This window comes from Vibrio sp. 970, from assembly GCF_033339075.1.
In genome coordinates, this window is sequence record NZ_JAWOTW010000875.1 from 1 (window position 1) to 506 (window position 506).

Consider the following 506-nt stretch of genomic DNA (forward strand, 5'->3'; position numbering starts at 1 on the left):
ATGCGACGGAGCAAATTCAAGCGTCTATCTCTGCTATGCTTTCGACGATAGAAGGTTGGCAGAAAGATATTTTGGCAAACAAAGAGCAAACCGATGCCTGTTCTCAAGTTGCTGAGCAAAGCGCGCTGCGTTTGTCTGAAGTTGAACAGATGATGCAAAGCATGAGTGGCTTGATGGTTGATGTGGCAGAAGCGGCGAAAAACCAGTTAAAGCTATCTAGCGATGTAAACCAGCACATTCATTCTATTGCGTCGACCGCAGAGCAAAACTTAGCAGCTACGCATTCTGTTGAGCAAAACAGCCGTCAGTTGAAAGAACAAGTACAAGATTTCTATCAGCTTGCGATTCGATTTGAAGATAAGCAGTCGTAAAGCTGCCTTTTAGCGACGCCAAATATCTCAAACAAATTCGAGATAAAATAAAGCCCCGCCATTTCTAGCGGGGCTTTTCAGTTTTCAAATTCGCAATAGAGAAAACTGATTATCTTTTAACGCGATTACGCTAGC

Annotated in this window: 1 pseudogene; it reads left to right on the plus strand. The window is 43.3% G+C overall.

The annotated features are described in order from the left end of the window. Positions 1–371, plus strand: a pseudogene (locus R7Q11_RS29670) (methyl-accepting chemotaxis protein); the annotation flags it as partial. Positions 372–506 lie beyond the last annotated feature (135 nt).